This is a genomic window from Mariprofundus sp. NF (assembly GCF_013387455.1).
In the GTDB taxonomy this organism is placed as follows: Bacteria; Pseudomonadota; Zetaproteobacteria; order Mariprofundales; family Mariprofundaceae; genus Mariprofundus.
The window spans coordinates 34,126-54,000 of record NZ_VWNC01000011.1 but is presented as its reverse complement, the minus strand read 5'-3'; the positions used below and the strand labels follow the sequence as shown (position 1 = coordinate 54,000).

Sequence of the window (19,875 nt, the reverse complement as noted above, 5' to 3'; positions counted from 1 at the left end):
AGCTTAGGGAGATTCTGAGTTTTTCAAATTCCCCATATTTTTTTCTGAAGCCTCAGGCTCTATTAAACTGACCTCTTCACTATCGCCCTGATTGAGGTCAGTGACCTCGTCCTGATCCCCTTCAACGTCATCTCTTTCAACGTCATCCTCTGATTTAGCTTCATCAACTGCCTGCTGGGCAAATAGCTGCAGGGTAGCCTGCCCTTTGACACAGTGGCTTGCCTGACGCTCGATACTCTTCATCAGCTCAATCAGTGAAACCATATGCCTGGCAGTTAATTTACCGGTTGCCCCGGCACGCAACAGCTGTGCTTTAATCGTTTCGTAGTTGCGCTCAAGCACCACAATAGCATCAGTTTCTCGCTGCAGTGACTCTTCACTGGAGGCTGACTGCTTCACATCCTCGAGAATCGCAATGGCCTGACGGCGCATATCCGCCAAAGCCTCCTCCAGTTCCTGAAACACTCCCGTCACCTCTTTACTCTGCAGCTGATCGATCTCCTCAGCCATCTCTGCCACATCTATAAAGTAACGCATTGATGCCAGCGCCAGAGGTAGCGCATCGGCAATCTCTTCAGGCAGCCCCTGACTGCGCAACTTGGAACAGAAGAGACCTACAGCATCAGAAAGCTTATGCAGCACCTCCAGATCGACTTTCAGTCGAGGACTTAAACTCGCTTCGGTATTGATCGCATCCTCAGCCATGCGAATTGCTATTGCCTGAATACGCTGCAACTCTTTCACCAGTGCCTCATGTGCCAGCTGCGGGGTGCCGATCAGGGTGCTATCAAGATATTTCGGCTGTGCCTCATCCTCTTCTGCCGCGACAAATTGTCGTTTAAGAAATTTCACCAGCCTGCTGGTAAATGGCCAGAGAAGCAGTACCCCAAGGAGATTAAAGGTGGTGTGAAACAACGCCAGGAAGGTGGCCGGACCACCGGCCATACCGCTGTATTCCTGAAACCAGTTGATGCCAAACAGCAGCAGTGGCAACAGCAGCAGTGCCGCGCCACCGGTAATAACATTAAAGATAACATGCCCGGCTGCCATCCTGCGGGCATTGGGCGTTGCACCAATAGCTGCAATCACCGCCGTTGAGGTTGTACCCACATTGGCACCAATCACCATGCAGGCGGCTGATGCGATGGTGATCACGCCGCCTGCAGCAGCAGTAAGCGTGATAGCAATCGCGGCACTGGAGGACTGCATCATCAACGTCATGACAAAACCGACAGCGATAAAGATAAACAGACTTAGCAGACCACCCTCTTCAATGGCCTCTAGCGATATCGCCCCTTCAAGCCCCTCAAACCCTGATTTCATCAGATCAATACCGAGAAAAAACAGGCCGAAACCGGCAATCACCTTGCCGATAGCGGCATAACGGTTATTTTGAATCAGCAGTGTCATCAACATACCAATACCGATGGCCGGCAGTGCAAAAGCTTTCAGATTAACATGGAAACCGACAACAGCTACGAGCCAACCGGTCATGGTGGTGCCAAGGTTACTGCCATAAGCCACACGAATGGCATGCTTAAGCTTGAGAAGCCCAGCATTCACAAAACCGATTGTTGCCACTGTCACTGCGCTGGAGGATTGTACAAGCGAGGTGATAAGAGCACCGGACAACACGCCTCTTAGTGGTGTTTTGGTAGAGCTCCTGAGGATGCGCTGCAGCGATTTACCTGCTGAGAGCTTCAGACCATCAGTCATCAACTCCATGCCAAGCAGGAAAAGTCCAACGCCACCAGCCAGTCCGGTAATAATCTGCCAACTCAATAGGCACCTCTAAGGAGGCGCTGATTTTTGGCAGAAGCCAGTAATCAGCATCTCCTAAACTACCCCGTTAACGGGGCCTACCTCCCCGATATTAGCACGATAGAGAGAGAAATGTGTAGCATTAACTCTTATTCCTATGCCACTATTTAATAAGGCGTAAATTGAAAACAGCAATCACACAATGGCGCACTTGGAGATAACAACGCCATCTTCATCAGCGTAGAGATATTCACCGCTAACAAACAGTACATCAGCAAAGCGAACAGGCACATCCATCACACCCTGATCCCGTTTAACAGTTTTCCTGGGAATCGTTGCCAGCGCCTTCACACCTATGTGCACACCGGCCACATCAGCTGAATCACGAATACAGCCGTTGATGATCACCCCTTCCCAACCATTAGAGGCACCGAGCGCCGCCATCACATCGCCCATCATGGCGCGCTGCATAGAGCCTGCAGAATCAACGACCAGCACTTTGCCTCTACCATCGGTCTCAAATGCAGCTTTCAGGTAGGTGTTATCCTCAAATGCTTTCAGCGTAACAATCTCTCCATGAAACCGCTGTCTGCCGCCGAAATCCCTGAATATCGGTGCAGCCACCTGCAAAGCTTCCAGATGCGCATCATACAGATCAGTGGTTTTAAACATGGTTACCTCTCCAAGCCCTACGATTTCAGCAACAATAGTCAGTTCCACCTTTATTGCACAGCCCAGAAGTATTAACATGCGCCACCAATCGGGATAGGAACAATGAACATTGTTGTTCATATCAGGATGACCATATCAGAAGTGGAAATTTAGAGCCTCATAACATAGAGTCCTCTGTTTTTAATTTTAACAGATTTTGGTCTTAAGCAGCATGAGGAGCGTTGTCAGCAATGAGCGAACTATTAGCAGAGGGCTTACAGTTAATGGGTGTGGGAATGGGTGTTGTATTCCTTTTCCTGGGACTACTTGTAGCTGTTATTTCACTGGTTTCCCGTCTCATCCAGAGCTTTGAAGCAAAAGCTGCGGGTGCTGCCGGTTCCGCTACAGGCAACGATGAAGATTTGATCGAAGTGGTTACAGAAGCTGTGAAGCGCTATCGCGCCGACCACCACCGATAAGCCGAATAGGATATTTAGGAGAAGCTTTCAGATGAATCAACCGCTGGGAATAACAGAACTCGTCCTGCGTGACGGCCATCAGTCACTGCTTGCCACACGCATGCGCATTGATGATATGCTACCTATCGCAGAAAAGCTGGACCGTGTTGGTTTCTGGTCTGTTGAGATGTGGGGTGGTGCCACCTTTGACTCCTGCATTCGCTTTCTCGGCGAAGATCCTTGGGAGCGCCTGCGCATCTTAAGCCAGGCGATGCCTAATACCCGTAAACAGATGCTGTTCCGGGGCCAGAATATTCTTGGTTATCGTCACTATGCCGATGATGTTGTAAATGCCTTTGTTGAACGCGCTGCCAAAAATGGCATGGATGTATTCCGTATCTTTGATGCCATGAATGATATGCGCAATCTGGAAACAGCCGTAAAAGCCACGCTGAATGTAGATAAACATGCGCAGGGCACCATCTCCTATACCGTTAGCCCGGTACATACGCTTGATACATGGATCGATATGGGCAAACAGCTGGAAGATATCGGCTGCCACTCCATCTGCATCAAGGATATGGCTGGCCTGCTGAAACCTTATGTGGCTGAAGAGATGGTCAAACGCCTTAAACAGTCTGTTGCTATCCCGATCTCACTGCACTGCCACGCCACAACCGGCATGAGCACCTCTGCAATCCTTAAAGCAGTTGAAGCAGGTCTGGATGTTGCCGATACCAGCATCTCATCGATGAGCCACACCTATGGCCACTCTGCGACTGAATCTGTTGTTGCCATCATGGAAGACGAGAAACGGGCAACAGGGCTTGATCTGAAGCTGCTTGAAGAGATTGCCGGTGATTTGAGAGAGATTCGTCTTAAATATGATAGTTTTGAAGGCTCCCTGCGTGGCATCGACTCGCGCATTCTGGTTGCTCAGGTTCCCGGTGGCATGCTCACCAACCTTGAGAGCCAGTTGCAGCAGCAGAACGCTGCCGACCGTTTTGATGAGGTACTTAAAGAGATTCCTAAGGTTCGTGAAGATCTCGGTTTCCTGCCTCTGGTTACCCCTACGTCACAGATTGTCGGTACCCAGGCAGTATTTAACGTACTTACCGGTGCGCGCTATTCAACCATCACCAAAGAGACTGCCGGTGTACTCAAAGGTGAATACGGCAAAACGCCTGCAGATGTAAACAAAGAGCTTCAGATTCAGGTTCTTGATGGTGGCAAGCCAATTACCTGCCGCCCTGCGGATCTGATTGCTGATGAGATGGATCGCCTGACCGTTGAACTCTGTGCTATTGCCAATGAGAAAGGCTTTGAACTCTCCGATAAACTTGTTGAAGATGTACTGATCTATGCCCTCTTCCCTCAGGTTGGCCTTAAATACCTGAAAAACCGTGACAATCCGGAAGCCTTTGAACCGGAACCATGGCTGGAGAAAGAGGAAGCAGCTAAACCTGCCATGCCAACCGTTGCTGAGCGTTATACCATCACAGTAAACGGCAAAGATTACAGTGTTGTGGTCTCTCCGGATGGTGAAGTCACCTCATTGAGCCCTGCTGCTGCACCTTCGGCACCAGCACCAGCTGCACCTGCCGCGACACCGGCAGTGAATACACCTGCTACCGCAGTCGGTGCGCCTATGGCTGGTAACATCTTTAAAGTTAATGTTACACCTAACCAGCAAGTTAAAGATGGTGATGTCATCCTGATCATGGAAGCGATGAAGATGGAGACTGAAGTGCGTTCCACCCACAGCGGTACCATCATCAGCGTTGAGGTCAAAGAGGGTGACGCTGTAGATGTTGGCCAGGCTCTGGTCACCATTGCCTGATAATTCCGATAAGCAAAGCGAGATAAGAAGTCACTATGCAGAATGAACTGTTAGACAAACTCTGGGTAACCACCGGCATTGCCAACTTTGAATGGGGGCAACTGCTGATGATCGGCGTAGGCCTGCTACTACTCTTCCTTGCCATCGTCAAAAAATTCGAGCCGTTACTGCTGGTTCCAATCGGCTTTGGCGCCATCCTGAGCAACATCCCTGTCGCTGCAATTTCAGGCCCGGATGGCATGCTCGGCATGATCTACCATGTCGGCATTGAAACAGGCATCTTCCCGCTGCTGATCTTTATGGGTGTGGGAGCTCTCACCGACTTTGGTGCTCTGATCGCCATGCCGAGAACACTGATGCTCGGTGCTGCCGCCCAGTTCGGCATATTCACCACGCTGCTCGGCGCACTGGCACTCAATGCCGTACCTGGCTTTGAATTCAGTCTCGCGGATGCTGCCGCTATCGGCATTATCGGTGGCGCAGATGGCCCCACAGCCATCTTCCTTGCCTCTCGTCTTGCCCCTGATCTGCTCGGTGCCATTGCCGTTGCTGCCTACTCCTACATGGCACTGGTGCCACTGATTCAGCCACCGATCATGAGGCTGCTGACCACAGAGGCTGAGCGTAAAATCAAGATGAAACAGCTGCGCCCTGTCAGCCGTACAGAGAAGATCATCTTCCCGCTTACCGTGCTGCTGCTCTGCGTTATCTTCCTGCCGACTGCTGCACCTCTGATCGGCATGCTCACCTTCGGTAACCTGCTGCGTGAGTGTGGTGTGGTAGACCGTCTCTCCAACGCATCACAGAATGAGATCATCAACATCACCACCATCTTCCTTGGCTTAGCTGTTGGCTCCAAACTCTCAGCTGAGAAGTTCCTCAATGTCGAAACACTGGGCATTCTCGTACTCGGTATGCTGGCATTTGCCGTTGGTACTGCCGCAGGCCTGCTGATGGGTAAGCTGATGTGTCGCTTAAGTGGTGGTAAAATTAATCCACTGATTGGTGCCGCAGGCGTATCTGCTGTACCGATGGCTGCACGTGTTGTGAACAAGGTTGGCCTGGAAGCCGATCACCATAACTTCCTGTTGATGCATGCTATGGGCCCGAATGTGGCCGGTGTGATCGGTTCTGCTGTTGCTGCGGGCATTCTGCTGGCCATCGTCGGCGGCTAATCACTTCAACCCATTAGCAGGGCTAACATGCAAATATCTGACAATGCAGTCGTATCCATTCACTACACGCTAACCCGTCCGGGTGGATACATTATTGAATCCTCACGTGATGGTGATCCCCTCTCCTATATCCACGGCACTCAAGCACTGGTTCCCGGCCTTGAAAGCGCCATGGTTGGCAAAACTGCCGGAGATCGGGTCAGTGTCAGCGTGAAACCTGAAGAGGGTTATGGCCTGCGCAGTGATGAACTGATCCAGACTATTCCTCGTAACATTTTCCATTTTGATGGAGAGATAGAACCCGGCATGCGCTTTCAGGCCGATACCGGCAACGGTGTTGAGCTGGTCACTGTGATGCAGGTGAATGAAGAGGAGATCATCGTTGATGCCAACCATCCCATGGCCGGTGAGACACTCAACTTTGATGTTGACATTATAGCCGTTCGCGAAGCGTCCAAAGAAGAGATCCCTGACTCGTAACTGTCAATAATCGATTGCTAAAATCGCCTGAATCTGGTATAAATATTCCTGCTTGGAGAGTAGATCTCACAATAAGGAGAACGCTTATGCTAGGTAGACACCAACACACCTCACCTGAGGAGGCCACGCTAATCACTGTAGGCTGGAAACAACTTCACAGCTGGCACACTCAGGAGAAAAGACGTCTGAAAAGAGCCATGAACAAACGTCTGAGGCGAGATGAGAAGCAAGAGGTCAAACGGGACCTCCTACTGACAGCAAGCCTGCTAAATATCTAACAAGAAAGCCCTCCCCGCGGAGGGCTTTTAAGTCTGTATCTTAATAAAGATGCTGATCGTACATAAACGTCTGTGAGAAAAGCGATAGAGCTAATTAGAAAAAGAACAGCTACTTCTCTCTTGGCTCTGGCGATTAATGGCATAGAGTTTCCATTATGGTCATCTACAAAACATTGGGTTTTCTCTTTCTCGGACTGGGCTTTATTGGAATTTTCCTACCACTGTTGCCAACCACGCCATTCATTCTTCTGGCTGCAGGCTGCTTTGCGAAATCATCCGAACGCTGGCATCGCTGGTTATTAGCCAATCGCACCTTCGGCCCGATAATTAACAACTGGCAGCAGCACCAGTGCATCACCTGCAGCTCAAGGCGCATTGCACTGTTATCGGTGATTCTGTTTGGTGGTTACTCAGTGGCCTTTGCTCTGGCCAACCCCTATCTCATCACCTTTGGTGCAGCCCTGATCCTCTTTACCGTCACCTACCTGCTGCGCATGAAACTGTGTGAGCCTGAACCCAGCCAGAGTGATTAAACCTTACGCTGGAAGCAGTGAACCCATACCCGGGCATCACTCTTCCACTGCATACCTTTGTGCATTCTGAGAATCAGTGACTTATAAGCTTCAAATGATTCATAACCTTCAGCTTTTGCATCTGCATCACTCATATCACCAAGATTCTGTCGTTTCAGTGCAGTCACAATGAATGGCACTCCATCAAGTTCAAACGTCTCATCAGGATAGGCATAAACGCCATCACGACGCTGTTCGGTTTTACTGCCATCCAGAGCTGCTGCAACCAGTTTTGGATGGCGCACAAGTCGCGTGATGTCGCAGGTTTTTTCAGGGAAATCGTTCATATTACCGCCGTGTCTGAATTGAAGTCATGACGGATTATTCACATACAGAGATAATAACAACCATTCTGGCTGATATGGTTATAAATCAAGGCCGTGAATCAAACCTGTTTGCAGCCCATGCCTGTAAATATTTGACAATGTGATGAGCGATTCAAAGTATGGAGTTGCGCAGGTTGGATATATATGGACCTGTCTGGGGTTTGATCGCTGGTTACTGGAGGCTTGAATATGCAACAACATCAGAGCAGAGAGTATTCACGATCCAAAATATCGATAGCTGCTGAGCTTATTCCCGAGGGTGGCGAAGCGATGCAGGTTGAGGTCAAAGATTTGAGTCTTCATGGCATCATGGTTCATGCCGAGAAGCTACTGGAGATCGGGCAAAAGTGTCAGATTCGAATCATGGTTGGCCACTACCAGCAAGAACTGCCGATCACTGCCGAGGGTTCAGTCGTAAGGATCCAGGGTAGCGATTTTGCGATTCAATTTGACTCTGTCGGTGTTGAATCCAACGAAGAGCTGGAGCGTAAAATCCTCACCAGCTCCAATGATCCCGATCAATGCCTGAAGGAGTTTACGCAGGAGGAGATGCTTTTTGATCCCCTCTCAGCCAACGATTTTGACCCGTCAGAACCACACTAAACTTGAACAGTATTAATTGGCTCCCAACTGGAGAACTTGCTCTTATTTAATATGTAATCCTTACATGCACAATATATTGCACATGTTATAAGCTCTAACTATACTTGCACAGTAAACTGTACACATAAGGAGTTAACCATGCAGGTAGTGAACTTCACCGAAGCGCGAAATAATCTGAAGCGAATACTGGACGAAGTGGTTGCAGATGCCGATTACACCGTCATCAATCGCCGTGATGCTGATGATACCGTTGTCATGTCTCTGGATTCATTTAACAGCCTGATGGAGACCGTTCACCTGCTGAGATCATCAGCCAATGCAACACATCTGCAAAGATCTATTGAGCAGTTCAATCAGGGGAAAACAGCAGAGCACCCACTGACAAATGACTAAGCTTCTCTGCTGGACTGATGAAGCGTGGAGTGATTATCTCTGGTGGCAGACACAGGATCATAAAACTCTGAAGCGTATCAACAGACTCATTCAGGATACGATACGCACCCCTTTCGTAGGTATCGGCAAACCCGAAGCGCTGCGGGAAAACCTCTCCGGCTTCTGGTCACGCCGAATTGATGAAACCAACCGTCTGATTTATGCCGTCGATGATAATCGCTTAACCATCATCTCCTGCCGCTATCACTATTGAAGTAAGTTTTTTATTCTTTTTATTAGAACCACGACAAGCACTAAACCGCTCTTAGTTCATAACCTGCGAGCAGTCGATGTACAAGAAGCATGCTGGTGATTACCCCAGCACCAAAGACAAACAACCCGGTATGCACTTCAATGGTAGCGATCATGCCCAGCTTCACCGTGGCAGCGAGAATGGCGATCACAAAAACGTCTGTCATGGACCACTTTCCGACAATAGCCAATCGGTTCACTATTTTTAATTTGCGCTCTGCCTCTTTGATGCTGTTGTTCACCAGCAGAAACGAGAGAACCATTTTGTAGATCGGCAGTGCAATACTGAATGCAAAGAGAATCAGAAACAGGAACAGCTCCCCCTCCTCCAGCAGATAGATCACACCGCCAAACAGCGAAAAGGTATCATCAAAAATATAGAACTTATGAAATGAGAACATCGGCAGAACCATGCCGGCAAGTAACAGAAGCGATGATATGATCCAGAGAATAAATCCGAGCAAGTTTCTTTGAGAGGAACCTGAGCTCACGGCTTCTCTTCTGTCTGATCCTGCAGTGCTGCTGTTTCAGTTAGATATTTGGGCAGCTCTTTTTTGGTCTTGCCTGCAAGTTTACCCAGCGTATCAATCTGGCTGATCACATTTCCCGGGCCGGTTTTGATACGATTCAGTGATGTATCAAAGGCCTTCTGAGCCTGATCCAGACGCATGCCGATCTCTTCAAACGACTCCACGAATGAGGCCATCTTGTCATGTAACTTTCCGGCCCGATCAATCAACCTCACCATATTCTCACTCTGCTTCTCTGCTCTCCAGAGCTGCTCAATCAGCTTAAGTGTTGCATAGAGCGTAGAAGGGGTTACCACTGCCACCCCCTTCTCAAAGGCCGCTTCGAATACGCCCTGGTCTGCCTCAATCGCCATCATGTAGGCACCTTCAATGGGCATAAACATCAACACATAATCAGGTGAGTTCAGGCCGGGAAGATGCGCATAATGTTTATCAGCGAGCCCCTTGATATGGCTCTTCATGCTGCCCACAAGAGCCTTTGTATGTCTGCTCCGTTCACTTGTGTCGGTAGAAGATATCGCCCTCTCATAATCGGTCAGTGATACCTTGGAATCGATAATAATGTGCTTTTCACCGGGCATGCGCACAATCACATCCGGGCGCAGGCGTCTGTTCACATCAATCGTGGTGGAGTCCTCACGCAGAAACTCATGCCCTTCACGCAGACCGGAAGTCTCCAGTATCCGCTCGAGAATCATTTCTCCCCAGTTACCCTGCGCTTTGCTCTCGCCTTTGAGTGCCTGAGTCAGACCAACGGCATCTTCACTCATTTGACGATTAAGTTTCTCCAACTGCGCCAGATGCTCTTTCAGAGAGGCACGATCTTTGGAATCGGTCAGGTGGACATCATCCACTCGTTTACGAAACTCACTGAGTTGTTCGCGCATCGGCTTGAGCACTTCATCGATGCTATTGCGGTTCTGTTCGGAAAAGGTTTTACCCCGCTCCTCAAAAATTTGGTTAGCCAGAATTTTGAATTCGTTACCGAGTTTACTCTTCGCATCTTCAAGAAGTGCCAGCTTCTCAGCCGACGATTTACGCTCCTCGCTACTGCGCGTTTCAAGTTCGCGGATGTTGGCCTTGGCATCGGACATTTCCCGGTTTAACCCATCAACAGCGGCACTGCTCGCTGCCAGCCTCTTCTCAAGATCGCCAATATGCATCACTGAATTGCGCAGCTGTTCTGAGAGCTGAACACTGTTTATCTTCAGTTCAGTGGATTCCTGAATGTGGGAGTCCACCAGCAGCTCCTTCGAAGCCAAATCCGCTTCAAGTTCGCTGATATTCCTGTTTTGATTATGATAGGTAAGCAGCCAGCCAAGCAGGAATAGTGCAGTCAGAATAAGTAGCCCAATGGCTACAGGCTCGTTGAGTACTCCCCAATCAATCAATGGTTACCCTTTCAATAGCCCTGAAACAGCCGCCAGCGCCTCTTTCAGCTTATCAGGCTCAGTGCCACCTGCCATGGCCATATCGGGTTTGCCGCCGCCTTTACCACCACAGATGATCGCCACTTCACGTACGATATTACCTGCATTGTATTTGCCAACCAGATCGGCAGTAACACCGGCAACCAGTTGAACTTTCGGACCACTCTTCTGGCCGAACACCAGAACACCGGATTTCATCTTGCCCTTGGCTTTATCCATGAAGTCGCGCATATCCTTCACGCCGGATACTTCTGCAGCCAGCAGCTTCACACCATTGACTTCAACAGCCGATGTAATCAGATCATCCAACAGACCGGTTGACTGTTTGGCACGCAGACTGGTCAGCTCTCTCTCTGTCTCTTTCAACTTAGCCTGCAGGTTTGATACCGCATCAGACGCTTCAAACGGACGCACCTTCAAGGCACCGGCCGTCTCATTCAGGGTATCGATATCAGCAATAAAACTCTGGTAAGCTGCCGGGCCTGTCACCGCTTCAATACGGCGTACACCTGCTGCAATACCGGTTTCCGACGCGATACGGAACGGACCGATATCACCGGTACGTTTCACATGGGTGCCACCACAAAGCTCGGTGGAGAAGCCTGCAGAGACCACGCGCACCTCATCACCATACTTCTCGCCGAACAGCGCCATAGCACCTGAAGCAACCGCTTCATCCTGAGTCATAAGCTTGGTCTGGACCGGGTCATTAGCCCAGACTGCCGCATTCACTGCAGCCTCAATCTTATGCAGTTCTTCTTTAGCTATAGGCTGGAAGTGGTTGAAATCAAATCGTAATCTCTCAGGATTAACGAGAGATCCAGCCTGCTTCACATGATCGCCCAATACCTCACGCAGTACCGAATGCATCAGGTGCGTTGCCGTATGATTGCGACGGATTGCATCACGGCGTTCGCCACCAACGGACAGATTAGCAATACCCTGAACAGTTAACGTGCCCCGCTTTACCTTGCCGACATGCACAAACAGATCCGAGAGCAGCTTCTTGCTGTCGCTGACCACAAACTCGGCATCACCAGAGATGATCACACCGGTATCGCCAACCTGGCCACCGGACTCGCCATAAAATGGTGTCTGGTTACAGATCAGCCACGCCTCATCGCCTTCACTCAGCGATTCAACAGCTTCGCCATCTTTGATCAGGCCCGTAATCACACCTTCAGCATTCAGGGTTGTATAACCGAGGAATTCGGTCGGGCCATGTTTCTCGCGCAACTCGAACAGTGCTTTGGGCAGACTGGCTTCGCCACTTCCACCCCATGCGGCACGCGCACGGGTGCGCTGCTCCTGCATGCAGGTGTCAAAACCAGCCATATCCAGTCCGGTATTCGTACCTTTAAGAATGTCGGCAGTCAGATCGGTCGGGAAGCCGAAGGTATCGTAAAGCGTGAACAGGGTTTTACCCGGAATCACGCCGCCCTCACCTGCATCGGCTACAGCCTGCTCCACCAGTTTCAATCCCTTATCCAGTGTTTTGATAAAACGCTCTTCCTCGATGCGGATCACCTGCTCAATGTTGGCCTGACCTTCGCGCAGTTCAACAAAGTGACTACCCATCTCAATCACCAGTGCATCCACCAGTTTGTAGATAAATGCCTCTTGTTTACCCAACAGACGGCCATGACGGCAGGCACGACGTAGAATTCGTCTCAGGACAAAACCACGCCCCTCATTGCTGGGCAGCACACCATCAGCAAGCAGAAACGCTACTGAGCGCAGATGATCGGCCAGAACACGCAGTGAAACATCAGACTCGGCATTCTCTCCAAACTTAATGCCGATCTCTCTGCATGCAGCAGCAATCAGCCCCTTGAACAGATCGATATCGTAATTGTTGTGTACGCCCTGCATCACCGCAGTCATGCGCTCCAGCCCCATGCCTGTATCAACAGAGGGTTTAGGCAGCGGCGTCAGTGTTCCCTCTTCATCGCGGTTATACTGCATGAACACGAGATTCCAGATCTCGATATAACGGTCGCCCTCCTCTTCAGGTGTTCCCGGAGGGCCACCCCAGACATCGGCGCCGTGATCGAAAAAGATCTCAGAGCATGGGCCGCAGGGGCCTGTATCACCCATGGCCCAGAAATTATCCTTGGCACCGATACGGGCAACTCTCTCAGCTGGAACACCGATCTCGTTAACCCAGATATCGTAAGCCTCATCATCCTCTTCAAAGACGGTGACAAACAGGCGGTCGGCATCAAGTTTCATCTCAACCGTGAGAAACTCCCAAGCATAGCGGATCGCATCATGCTTGAAATAGTCGCCAAAGGAGAAGTTACCCAGCATTTCAAAAAAGGTGTGATGACGGGCAGTATGACCGACATTTTCCAGATCGTTGTGTTTACCACCGGCACGCACACACTTCTGACTGGAGGTTGCAGTCACATAAGGGCGGGATTCATTACCGAGGAAAACATGTTTAAACGGAACCATGCCTGCATTGGTAAACATCAGGGTTGGATCACCATGCGGCACAAGCGAGCTTGAAGCCACAACCTCATGCCCTTTGCCTGCAAAGTAATCTAAAAATTTCTGTCGAATCTCGGATGTTTTCACCGGGAATCCTCCACCTTATTCAAATAACAGCTGTGTAAGGATTTCAGTCCCACCATCATCGCTGTTTTAGTACGCGCAGAATCGTAGCACTGTTGTGCCCCTTATTCCGCAAAAAACGGGCCTGACGCTGCCAGACCCGCTCATCATCAAATCTCAAGCCGCCCGGATCACGCTGATCCAGCAACTCACAACAGACCTGCTCATCATCGTAAGCCTCACTAATCTCAGCAAGCGCTGCCTGCAGGGCTGAAGATTCAGCGCCCTTCTGCTTTGCTTTTTGAGCCGCCAGCCATGGCGCCTCGCCCCGTTTCAGGCGTGAACGCAGAAATGCTTCGGCATAACGCTGTTCACTGAGGTAGTTATCAGACTTAAGTTGCCTGATAACTTCAGTGACGATCTCTGCATCATAATCGCGATTGGCAAGACGATCAGCCATCTCACGGGTATTAAACTCGCGTTGGCTCAGTAGTCGGACAGCATATGTGTATGCTGCCAGCTCCTCTTTATTCAGCGCCTGCAACCTCATCGATCAAACCCAGCTCTGTACGCACCTTGGTTTCGATCTCTGCCAATATTTCAGGATTGGCCTTGAGGAAGTTGATGGTGTTATCCCTGCCCTGGCCGATCTTCTCATTATCTTTGGCATACCAGGCGCCGCTCTTGTTCACAAAGCCGTACTGCACGCCCATATCAAGCACTTCACCGGCATGGGATACACCTTCACCATACATGATCGAGAATTCCGCCTTCTTAAATGGTGGCGCCATCTTGTTTTTCACCACTTTCACTCGGGTCTCATTGCCAAGTATCTCATCACCCTTCTTGATCGAACCTGTACGGCGCACATCCAGCCTGACTGAAGCATAAAACTTCAGCGCATTACCACCGGTAGTGGTTTCAGGATTGCCGAACATCACACCGATCTTCATACGAATCTGGTTGATGAAGATAATCGTTGTATTGGAGCGGGAAATAGAACCGGTGAGTTTACGCAGGGCCTGACTCATCAGACGTGCATGCAGGCCCATGTGCGAGTCGCCCATGTCACCTTCCAGCTCTGATTTCGGCGTCAGGGCAGCTACAGAATCGACCACGATCACATCGAGTGCACCGGAGCGGGTCAGCATATCCACCACTTCCAACGCCTGCTCACCGGAATCGGGCTGTGAAACCAGCAGGTTATCAACATCCACGCCAAGCTTTTCAGCATAATTGGGATCCAGTGCATGCTCGGCATCAACAAAGGCAGCTGAACCACCCATACGTTGGGCTTCTGCAATCGCATGCAGCGCCATCGTGGTTTTACCCGATGACTCAGGGCCGTAAATTTCAACCACACGGCCACGCGGATAACCACCAATTCCGAGGGCAACATCCAGTGCCAGTGAACCGCTGGGGATCACCTCAACAGGCACCTTGGCATTATCACCCAGACGCATCACTGTGCCTTTACCAAACTGACGTTCAATCTGGCTCAGTGCGGATTCCAGTGCTTTGCTTTTATCAGACATATTTTCCCCTCGTTCGAAACCTCGAACTGTTCAATTCAAATGTTTCCAGTCGCCGGTATTGCGGCCCTTCAGGCTTTAATATGGACTGGTACAGGTTAATCCTGTCCGCACGCCAGTTAATCTCTGGCACATCGGCCATCATCTGCAGTCGCTGCAGGTCCAAAAACCCATGCTGGGCAGTGGATCGGGCAACTGTGATGTGGGCTTGAAAAGCCGCCTCTCTGGCCGTGCGTTTGCGAACGGTAGCATGCCCTGCCCGTCTGCAACAACGGGCAAGATGTTTAAGGCTATTGCAATCGGGATCTTCCTCAACCCCCACCCAGAACACTCGCGCTTTTGATGGCTTTGCAAACAGGCCATATCCACCCGTTTTCAGGCTGATTGGCGCTGCTTCGGATGTGCACTGGGCCAGCTCTTCAGCAATGTCATCAGCCTCATGTCCCGATACTTCGCCATAAAATGCCAGCGTCAGATGCCACAAGTGTGGTGAGACCGCTCGCCACTGCTCAGCTTCCAGTGCAGGGCATGATGCCGACCACCAGAGCATCAACTGCTCTTTCACAGAGTCTGGAATTTCAATACCGGTAAACAGGCGCATGCAGGGATCATATGGCAGCGGCAGATTAAATCTCCACTTATTTCAAACCATAAAAAAGGCAGGAGTATAAACTCCTGCCCTGTCAGCTCTGCTATTGGACCGCATCAGCACCTTAATATGAAAACCGTGCAGTCGAATTAACTCATGTTGTGATTAGAAACCGTTCAACCACTCAGGAATATCATACATCACACCGTTATAGGCGCGCTGAAACACTTCATCGCTACGATCATCCATCTGAATCACTGTTTTTTTCCGAAAACTCATTTGATCCCCCTCTTAATATCTGCGGCTTGCCTTTTATGGTCAGATCATCACCTGATAAGATGTGTAAAAACACTCACCAGCGCTATCTTCATAACCATGGGCATCAGCAGGTTCCTCACCGAATATCTGGCAAATTGAGGTTGCGGCCACCAGTTCGCTCTCATACTTGAGTCTGTTCATTGCAACACTATCCATCACACTGTTAAGAAAACCCATGTTGACCTCCTTGCCAGATAACCAATCCGGTCACCTGCTCATGGAGCGAATCTTAGAGATAAATTTAGAGGTGGATGTGAGTCGTGTCACACGCAGAATAGTTGATATTACTACAGATTACTCAGGAGAGTTTCTCACGGATTGCCCTGCTTAACTCATCAACAGCCAGTGGTTTATTCAGCACGATCTCCCATTCGCTGACCATTTCACAAGTCGATTCATGTGTTTTGTCGTAACCAGTGACAAAAAGTACCTTCACCTCAGGATTGATTTTACGAATCTGCTCGGCAGCAGCATGCCCACCGAGTACCGGCATCACCACATCCATCAAAATAAGATCGATACTATCAATTTTGTTTCTATAAACTTCCACAGCCTGAAATCCATTTTTTGCCGTCATCACCTGGTAACCAAGCTCGATAAGCAGCTGTTCATTTGCCTCAAGCAGTGATTCATCATCATCGACCAGAAGGATTGTCTCCTGATGACCTTGCTCTACTACACTGCTTTTCAGATGCATGCCCTCCTGCCCATCCACGATGGGGAAATAGATACTAAAGCGTGTACCCGAGCCCGGATAGCTGACCACATCAATATAACCACCGTGAGAGTGAACAGCGCCATAGACCATTGAGAGCCCGAGCCCGGTTCCAGCACCTACCGCCTTGGTGGTATAAAAGGGTTCAAAAATATGGCTAACTTCAGATTCGCTCATACCACAGCCATTATCCTGAACAGAGAGAATGGTATAATTTCCCGGCAATATCTCCTGCTGATTTATGATAATAGATTCATCAACCCTGCTCGGCGTCAGAGAGACTGATATAAAAGGAGCATCAACACCTTTAAGCGCGTCACGGGCATTATTCATCAAGTTCATCAGAATCTGCTGGATCTGGGTCGCCTCTCCCCTGATCATCTGATCCTCCTGAGGGAACTGACACTCACAGCGAATATCGGCAGGGATGGATATCTTCGCCAGCTTGTACGCCTCTTTGATAAACAGCCCCAGATTAAACACCTTTAGATCTACATCATCTTTACGGGCAAAGGTCATCAGCTGACGAATCATTTCAGCCGCATGCATGGTCAGATCACCGATCTTATCAATGCGCTTCTTGAGATCAGGCGCTTCCACTTTGCGCTGCAGAAGATAGAGATTTGCAGAAATACCGGAGAGCATATTATTGAAGTCGTGGGCAATGCCACCCACCAGTGTGCCAAGGGCATCCATCTTCTGGGCATGCTGATATTTCATCTCTGCAAGCTCATGCTGCTGAATCGCCTCAATCTTCTCGTCCACTTCTCTGCTGAGTTTTTCATTGATCTGCTGCAACTGGATGGTGCGCAGTTGCACTATGTTTTCCAGATCCTCTTTGGCCTCTGTAAGCTTCTGCTCACTCTCTTTCAGACTTAAGTTAACACGGTTCAGATCAAACTGTCGCCGCTCCTGTTGACGTTGAAACAGGTATGCGGTCAATGTGAAAACAAAAAACATGGAGGGCGCATAATTGAGGGTATCGTGATCATATGTAAAATCGATGACCTGCAGACCATGCAACAGAAGCAGCGTGGCATAAAAGATGATAAATGCACCACTCCAATGCCAACCCAGACGAATCCCCATCAACATAAATGCAGCAAAGGGAAACATCTGTGCCCAGTAGATACCTGTATTACCAATGCCACCATCAACAATCAGCATGCCCAAGACAATAAAGATGCAACTAAGTAGAACTTCACGAGGATAAGGTAACCATCTCTGTTGCAGCCCCGTCACCAACCACGGCACCAACACAACGACGGAGATTATCTGCACCAGTGAGAGCAGCTGCAGGCCATGCATGTAATTGATATAACTGAAAACGGTCTCAAGCAGAACAGAGAACGAATAAAAGACGAGTAACAGACCATGCTGGCTGCGCTCATCAGGTGCAGCACCTTCGTATCCTGAGAATATCCGATGCATCTACAGCTGTCTCTCCTGGACCATGGCAACTCCTATGCCCTATCAAATTGTGCTATCCCTTTTGAACTCCCTGACAGCCTCTATCAGTTATAGCATAAAACAACGAAACTGCCTAACCCGACTCAACTGCAATAAGATGAAGAACTATTTACCGCCCCACCTCTCTATCCAGCTGACCGCTGCGCAGGCGGGCCAGATAATCCTTCAACGCATCGGCCACCTTATCCTGTAACAGATAGAGGGCGAGGAAATTCGGGAATGCCATGGAGAGCAGTAACAGGTCACTGAAATCAAGGATATTGCCTGCACTCACCAGCGATGCCAGTACGATAAACATCAGAAACATCAATCGATATACCATCGAGAAACGCTCCCCGAAGACATAGGTCCAGCAGCGCTCGCCATAATAGGACCATGAGATCATTGTGGAGTAGGCAAACAGCACGACTGAAATGGAGAGAATCACCGGAAACCATGAGATGACCGAGCCAAAGGCCACGGCAGTAAGGGCTGCCCCCTTGCTCGCCTCTACCAGAGCAGCATGTTCCGGTGCGTTGTAGACACCGGTCAGAACAATCACCAGTGCCGTCATCGTGCAGATCACCACGGTATCGATGAACGGCTCATAGAGTGCTACAAAACCCTGACGCACCGGATATTTCACCGATGCAGCAGAGTGGGCAATAGCCGCAGATCCGATTCCAGCTTCACTGGAGAATGCAGCTCGTTTAAAGCCCTGCACCAGCACACCAATCAGGCCACCGGCAACAGCTGTCGGTGCAAAGGCTTCAGAAACAATCAGAGTGATGGCAGCAGGCACATCACTGATAGAGGTGAGGATAATCCACAGACATGCCGTGAGATAGATAAATACCATGGTGGGCACCAGTGCCTCAGCAGCATGGGCAATGCGCTTGATGCCACCAATAATCACGATACCCACAGCTGTGGCCATAAACACACCAAACACCCACGGATAATCTTTGAAGAAGGATATCTCATTCTGAACCGCGCCTAGCGCCTGAGATACCTGAAAGGCATTGCCACCGCCCAGTGATGCTCCGACACAGAGAATAGCAAACAGCACAGCCAGAGCCTTACCCATTCCGGCCATCCCCTTCTCGGCAAAACCTTTGGAGAGATACTGCATGGCACCACCCATGACATGGCCATCAGGGCGGAATTCTCGGTACATCTGGGCCAGTGTCACTTCGGTGAACTTGGCGGTCATACCGAAGAATCCGGCTACAATCATCCAGAAGGTTGCACCGGGACCACCAATACTCACGGCAATAGCCACACCTGCGATATTACCAAGACCCACGGTTGCTGAGAGTGCTGTGGTCAGCGCCTGAAATGGTGAGACCTCACCGACATCATCAGATGAACGGTACTTGCCCCTGATCACCTGCAGGGCATGGCCCATCATGCGCAGATTGATAAAACCAAAACGGATGGTGAGATAAACAGCACCGACAATCAGCCAGGCCACAATAAATGGCATGGCACCTTTACCCGGCATCACATCATAAAAAAGAACCGATGCCAGATAACCATTAAGCGTGCCGAAAAACGCATCGATACCTGCCGATTCAGTTTCAGCAAAGGCAAGCTGAGCTGGCAGCAACAACGCAATGAAAAGCGATATTTTAATTAGTACCTGTCTCATGATTTACTCTCCCCAGTATGTTGAAACTATGCCTAAACAAGGCAACAAAGAAAACCCGACAGCTGATTATATGAATTTGAATTATTACCTAGACGATAATTTTTCTTGAATGACCTGCTATCTAAACAGCCACTTCGGTTTGTTCTGTTATCACTGACGCGACAACTCAAGCCACCCCATGGCTTGTTCTATTACAACTAACGCGATAATTAAAGCCATCCCATGGTTTGTTCTATTACAACTAACGCGATAATTAAAGCCATCCCATGGCTTGTTC

Annotated in this window: 21 protein-coding genes; 9 read left to right on the top strand and 12 right to left on the bottom strand. The window is 49.7% G+C overall.

What is annotated here, in order from left to right:
* Window positions 1–3 precede the first annotated feature (3 nt).
* Together F3F96_RS12085 and rraA are read right to left on the bottom strand one after the other, a co-directional pair.
* Complete coding sequence (locus F3F96_RS12085) at window positions 4–1,782, bottom strand: Na/Pi cotransporter family protein (protein WP_241697825.1); 1,779 nt, start codon at window positions 1,780–1,782, stop codon at window positions 4–6.
* Window positions 1,783–1,956: 174 nt separating this feature from the next.
* Window positions 1,957–2,433, bottom strand: a complete 477-nt coding sequence (gene rraA, locus F3F96_RS12080) for a ribonuclease E activity regulator RraA (RefSeq protein WP_176963543.1) — start codon at window positions 2,431–2,433, stop codon at window positions 1,957–1,959.
* Window positions 2,434–2,663: 230 nt separating this feature from the next.
* On the opposite strand from rraA, the gene F3F96_RS12075 reads away from it, so the two are divergent.
* From F3F96_RS12075 to F3F96_RS12050, 6 genes are all read left to right on the top strand, one after another.
* The gene (locus tag F3F96_RS12075; RefSeq protein WP_176963535.1) at window positions 2,664–2,891 is read left to right on the top strand and encodes an OadG family protein; all 228 of its coding nucleotides are present in this window, start codon (window positions 2,664–2,666) and stop codon (window positions 2,889–2,891) included.
* 31 nt (window positions 2,892–2,922) lie between these two features.
* Window positions 2,923–4,710, top strand: coding sequence for a sodium-extruding oxaloacetate decarboxylase subunit alpha (gene oadA, locus F3F96_RS12070; protein WP_176963534.1), 1,788 nt, complete (start codon window positions 2,923–2,925; stop codon window positions 4,708–4,710).
* Between the two features lie 35 nt (window positions 4,711–4,745).
* Window positions 4,746–5,885, top strand: a complete 1,140-nt coding sequence (locus F3F96_RS12065) for a sodium ion-translocating decarboxylase subunit beta (RefSeq protein WP_176963533.1) — start codon at window positions 4,746–4,748, stop codon at window positions 5,883–5,885.
* A gap of 27 nt (window positions 5,886–5,912) precedes the next feature.
* Window positions 5,913–6,365: a peptidylprolyl isomerase gene (locus F3F96_RS12060; protein WP_176963532.1), complete on the top strand. Its 453-nt coding sequence runs from the start codon at window positions 5,913–5,915 to the stop codon at window positions 6,363–6,365.
* 86 nt (window positions 6,366–6,451) lie between these two features.
* Window positions 6,452–6,643, top strand: a complete 192-nt coding sequence (locus F3F96_RS12055; protein WP_176963531.1) for a hypothetical protein — start codon at window positions 6,452–6,454, stop codon at window positions 6,641–6,643.
* A gap of 155 nt (window positions 6,644–6,798) precedes the next feature.
* Window positions 6,799–7,176, top strand: coding sequence for a YbaN family protein (locus F3F96_RS12050; protein ID WP_176963530.1), 378 nt, complete (start codon window positions 6,799–6,801; stop codon window positions 7,174–7,176).
* Here F3F96_RS12050 and F3F96_RS12045 read toward each other — a convergent pair.
* A complete protein-coding gene (locus F3F96_RS12045; protein WP_176963529.1) occupies window positions 7,173–7,502 on the bottom strand; it encodes an ASCH domain-containing protein in 330 nt (109 codons plus the stop codon). The genes F3F96_RS12050 and F3F96_RS12045 overlap by 4 nt on opposite strands.
* A gap of 228 nt (window positions 7,503–7,730) precedes the next feature.
* On the opposite strand from F3F96_RS12045, the gene F3F96_RS12040 reads away from it, so the two are divergent.
* The 3 genes from F3F96_RS12040 (at window position 7,731) to F3F96_RS12030 (ending at window position 8,790) form a co-directional block, all read left to right on the top strand.
* Window positions 7,731–8,144 (top strand): PilZ domain-containing protein, encoded by a 414-nt coding sequence (locus F3F96_RS12040; RefSeq protein WP_176963528.1) that lies wholly within the window; start codon window positions 7,731–7,733, stop codon window positions 8,142–8,144.
* A gap of 138 nt (window positions 8,145–8,282) precedes the next feature.
* The gene (locus F3F96_RS12035) at window positions 8,283–8,537 is read left to right on the top strand and encodes a type II toxin-antitoxin system Phd/YefM family antitoxin (RefSeq protein ID WP_176963527.1); all 255 of its coding nucleotides are present in this window, start codon (window positions 8,283–8,285) and stop codon (window positions 8,535–8,537) included.
* Window positions 8,530–8,790 carry a Txe/YoeB family addiction module toxin gene (locus tag F3F96_RS12030; RefSeq protein ID WP_176963526.1) on the top strand — a complete coding sequence of 87 codons (261 nt, stop codon included), beginning with the start codon at window positions 8,530–8,532 and terminating at the stop codon, window positions 8,788–8,790. Before F3F96_RS12035 ends, F3F96_RS12030 begins: the two co-directional genes overlap by 8 nt.
* Before the next feature lie 40 nt (window positions 8,791–8,830).
* On the opposite strand, the gene F3F96_RS12025 is transcribed toward F3F96_RS12030, so the two are convergent.
* From F3F96_RS12025 to F3F96_RS11985, 9 genes are all read right to left on the bottom strand, one after another.
* The gene (locus F3F96_RS12025) at window positions 8,831–9,292 is read right to left on the bottom strand and encodes a paraquat-inducible protein A (protein WP_176963525.1); all 462 of its coding nucleotides are present in this window, start codon (window positions 9,290–9,292) and stop codon (window positions 8,831–8,833) included.
* A 23-nt stretch (window positions 9,293–9,315) separates the two neighbouring features.
* Window positions 9,316–10,749, bottom strand: a complete 1,434-nt coding sequence (rmuC, locus tag F3F96_RS12020; RefSeq protein ID WP_241697823.1) for a DNA recombination protein RmuC — start codon at window positions 10,747–10,749, stop codon at window positions 9,316–9,318.
* A 3-nt stretch (window positions 10,750–10,752) separates the two neighbouring features.
* Entirely contained in the window at window positions 10,753–13,368 is a 2,616-nt protein-coding gene (alaS, locus tag F3F96_RS12015) for an alanine--tRNA ligase (RefSeq protein ID WP_176963524.1), read from the bottom strand.
* Between the two features lie 55 nt (window positions 13,369–13,423).
* Entirely contained in the window at window positions 13,424–13,894 is a 471-nt protein-coding gene (locus F3F96_RS12010; RefSeq protein ID WP_176963523.1) for a regulatory protein RecX, read from the bottom strand.
* Window positions 13,872–14,879: a recombinase RecA gene (gene recA, locus F3F96_RS12005; protein ID WP_176963522.1), complete on the bottom strand. Its 1,008-nt coding sequence runs from the start codon at window positions 14,877–14,879 to the stop codon at window positions 13,872–13,874. The genes F3F96_RS12010 and recA overlap by 23 nt, the downstream gene beginning before the upstream one ends.
* Window positions 14,872–15,477 carry an RNA 2',3'-cyclic phosphodiesterase gene (gene thpR / locus F3F96_RS12000; RefSeq protein ID WP_176963521.1) on the bottom strand — a complete coding sequence of 202 codons (606 nt, stop codon included), beginning with the start codon at window positions 15,475–15,477 and terminating at the stop codon, window positions 14,872–14,874. Before thpR ends, recA begins: the two co-directional genes overlap by 8 nt.
* A gap of 306 nt (window positions 15,478–15,783) precedes the next feature.
* The gene (locus F3F96_RS11995) at window positions 15,784–15,960 is read right to left on the bottom strand and encodes a hypothetical protein (protein WP_176963520.1); all 177 of its coding nucleotides are present in this window, start codon (window positions 15,958–15,960) and stop codon (window positions 15,784–15,786) included.
* A 121-nt stretch (window positions 15,961–16,081) separates the two neighbouring features.
* Window positions 16,082–17,929 (bottom strand): ATP-binding protein, encoded by a 1,848-nt coding sequence (locus F3F96_RS11990; RefSeq protein ID WP_176963519.1) that lies wholly within the window; start codon window positions 17,927–17,929, stop codon window positions 16,082–16,084.
* Window positions 17,930–18,077: 148 nt separating this feature from the next.
* The gene (locus F3F96_RS11985) at window positions 18,078–19,598 is read right to left on the bottom strand and encodes a sodium:alanine symporter family protein (protein ID WP_176963518.1); all 1,521 of its coding nucleotides are present in this window, start codon (window positions 19,596–19,598) and stop codon (window positions 18,078–18,080) included.
* Between the last annotated feature and the right edge of the window lie 277 nt (window positions 19,599–19,875).

Excerpts from the sequence above, each read along its gene's own strand:
- oadA (WP_176963534.1), top strand. The coding sequence starts at position 2,923 with ATGAATCAACCGCTGGGAATAACAGAACTCGTCCTGCGTGACGGCCAT.
- F3F96_RS11995 (WP_176963520.1), bottom strand. The coding sequence starts at position 15,960 with ATGGGTTTTCTTAACAGTGTGATGGATAGTGTTGCAATGAACAGACTC.
- F3F96_RS12010 (WP_176963523.1), bottom strand. The coding sequence starts at position 13,894 with ATGAGGTTGCAGGCGCTGAATAAAGAGGAGCTGGCAGCATACACATAT.
- thpR (WP_176963521.1), bottom strand. The coding sequence starts at position 15,477 with ATGCGCCTGTTTACCGGTATTGAAATTCCAGACTCTGTGAAAGAGCAG.
- F3F96_RS12030 (WP_176963526.1), top strand. The coding sequence starts at position 8,530 with ATGACTAAGCTTCTCTGCTGGACTGATGAAGCGTGGAGTGATTATCTC.
- recA (WP_176963522.1), bottom strand. The coding sequence starts at position 14,879 with ATGTCTGATAAAAGCAAAGCACTGGAATCCGCACTGAGCCAGATTGAA.
- F3F96_RS12040 (WP_176963528.1), top strand. The coding sequence starts at position 7,731 with ATGCAACAACATCAGAGCAGAGAGTATTCACGATCCAAAATATCGATA.
- F3F96_RS12075 (WP_176963535.1), top strand. The coding sequence starts at position 2,664 with ATGAGCGAACTATTAGCAGAGGGCTTACAGTTAATGGGTGTGGGAATG.
- F3F96_RS12055 (WP_176963531.1), top strand. The coding sequence starts at position 6,452 with ATGCTAGGTAGACACCAACACACCTCACCTGAGGAGGCCACGCTAATC.
- rraA (WP_176963543.1), bottom strand. The coding sequence starts at position 2,433 with ATGTTTAAAACCACTGATCTGTATGATGCGCATCTGGAAGCTTTGCAG.
- F3F96_RS12035 (WP_176963527.1), top strand. The coding sequence starts at position 8,283 with ATGCAGGTAGTGAACTTCACCGAAGCGCGAAATAATCTGAAGCGAATA.
- F3F96_RS11985 (WP_176963518.1), bottom strand. The coding sequence starts at position 19,598 with ATGAGACAGGTACTAATTAAAATATCGCTTTTCATTGCGTTGTTGCTG.
- F3F96_RS12065 (WP_176963533.1), top strand. The coding sequence starts at position 4,746 with ATGCAGAATGAACTGTTAGACAAACTCTGGGTAACCACCGGCATTGCC.
- F3F96_RS11990 (WP_176963519.1), bottom strand. The coding sequence starts at position 17,929 with ATGCATCGGATATTCTCAGGATACGAAGGTGCTGCACCTGATGAGCGC.
- F3F96_RS12060 (WP_176963532.1), top strand. The coding sequence starts at position 5,913 with ATGCAAATATCTGACAATGCAGTCGTATCCATTCACTACACGCTAACC.
- F3F96_RS12050 (WP_176963530.1), top strand. The coding sequence starts at position 6,799 with ATGGTCATCTACAAAACATTGGGTTTTCTCTTTCTCGGACTGGGCTTT.
- F3F96_RS12045 (WP_176963529.1), bottom strand. The coding sequence starts at position 7,502 with ATGAACGATTTCCCTGAAAAAACCTGCGACATCACGCGACTTGTGCGC.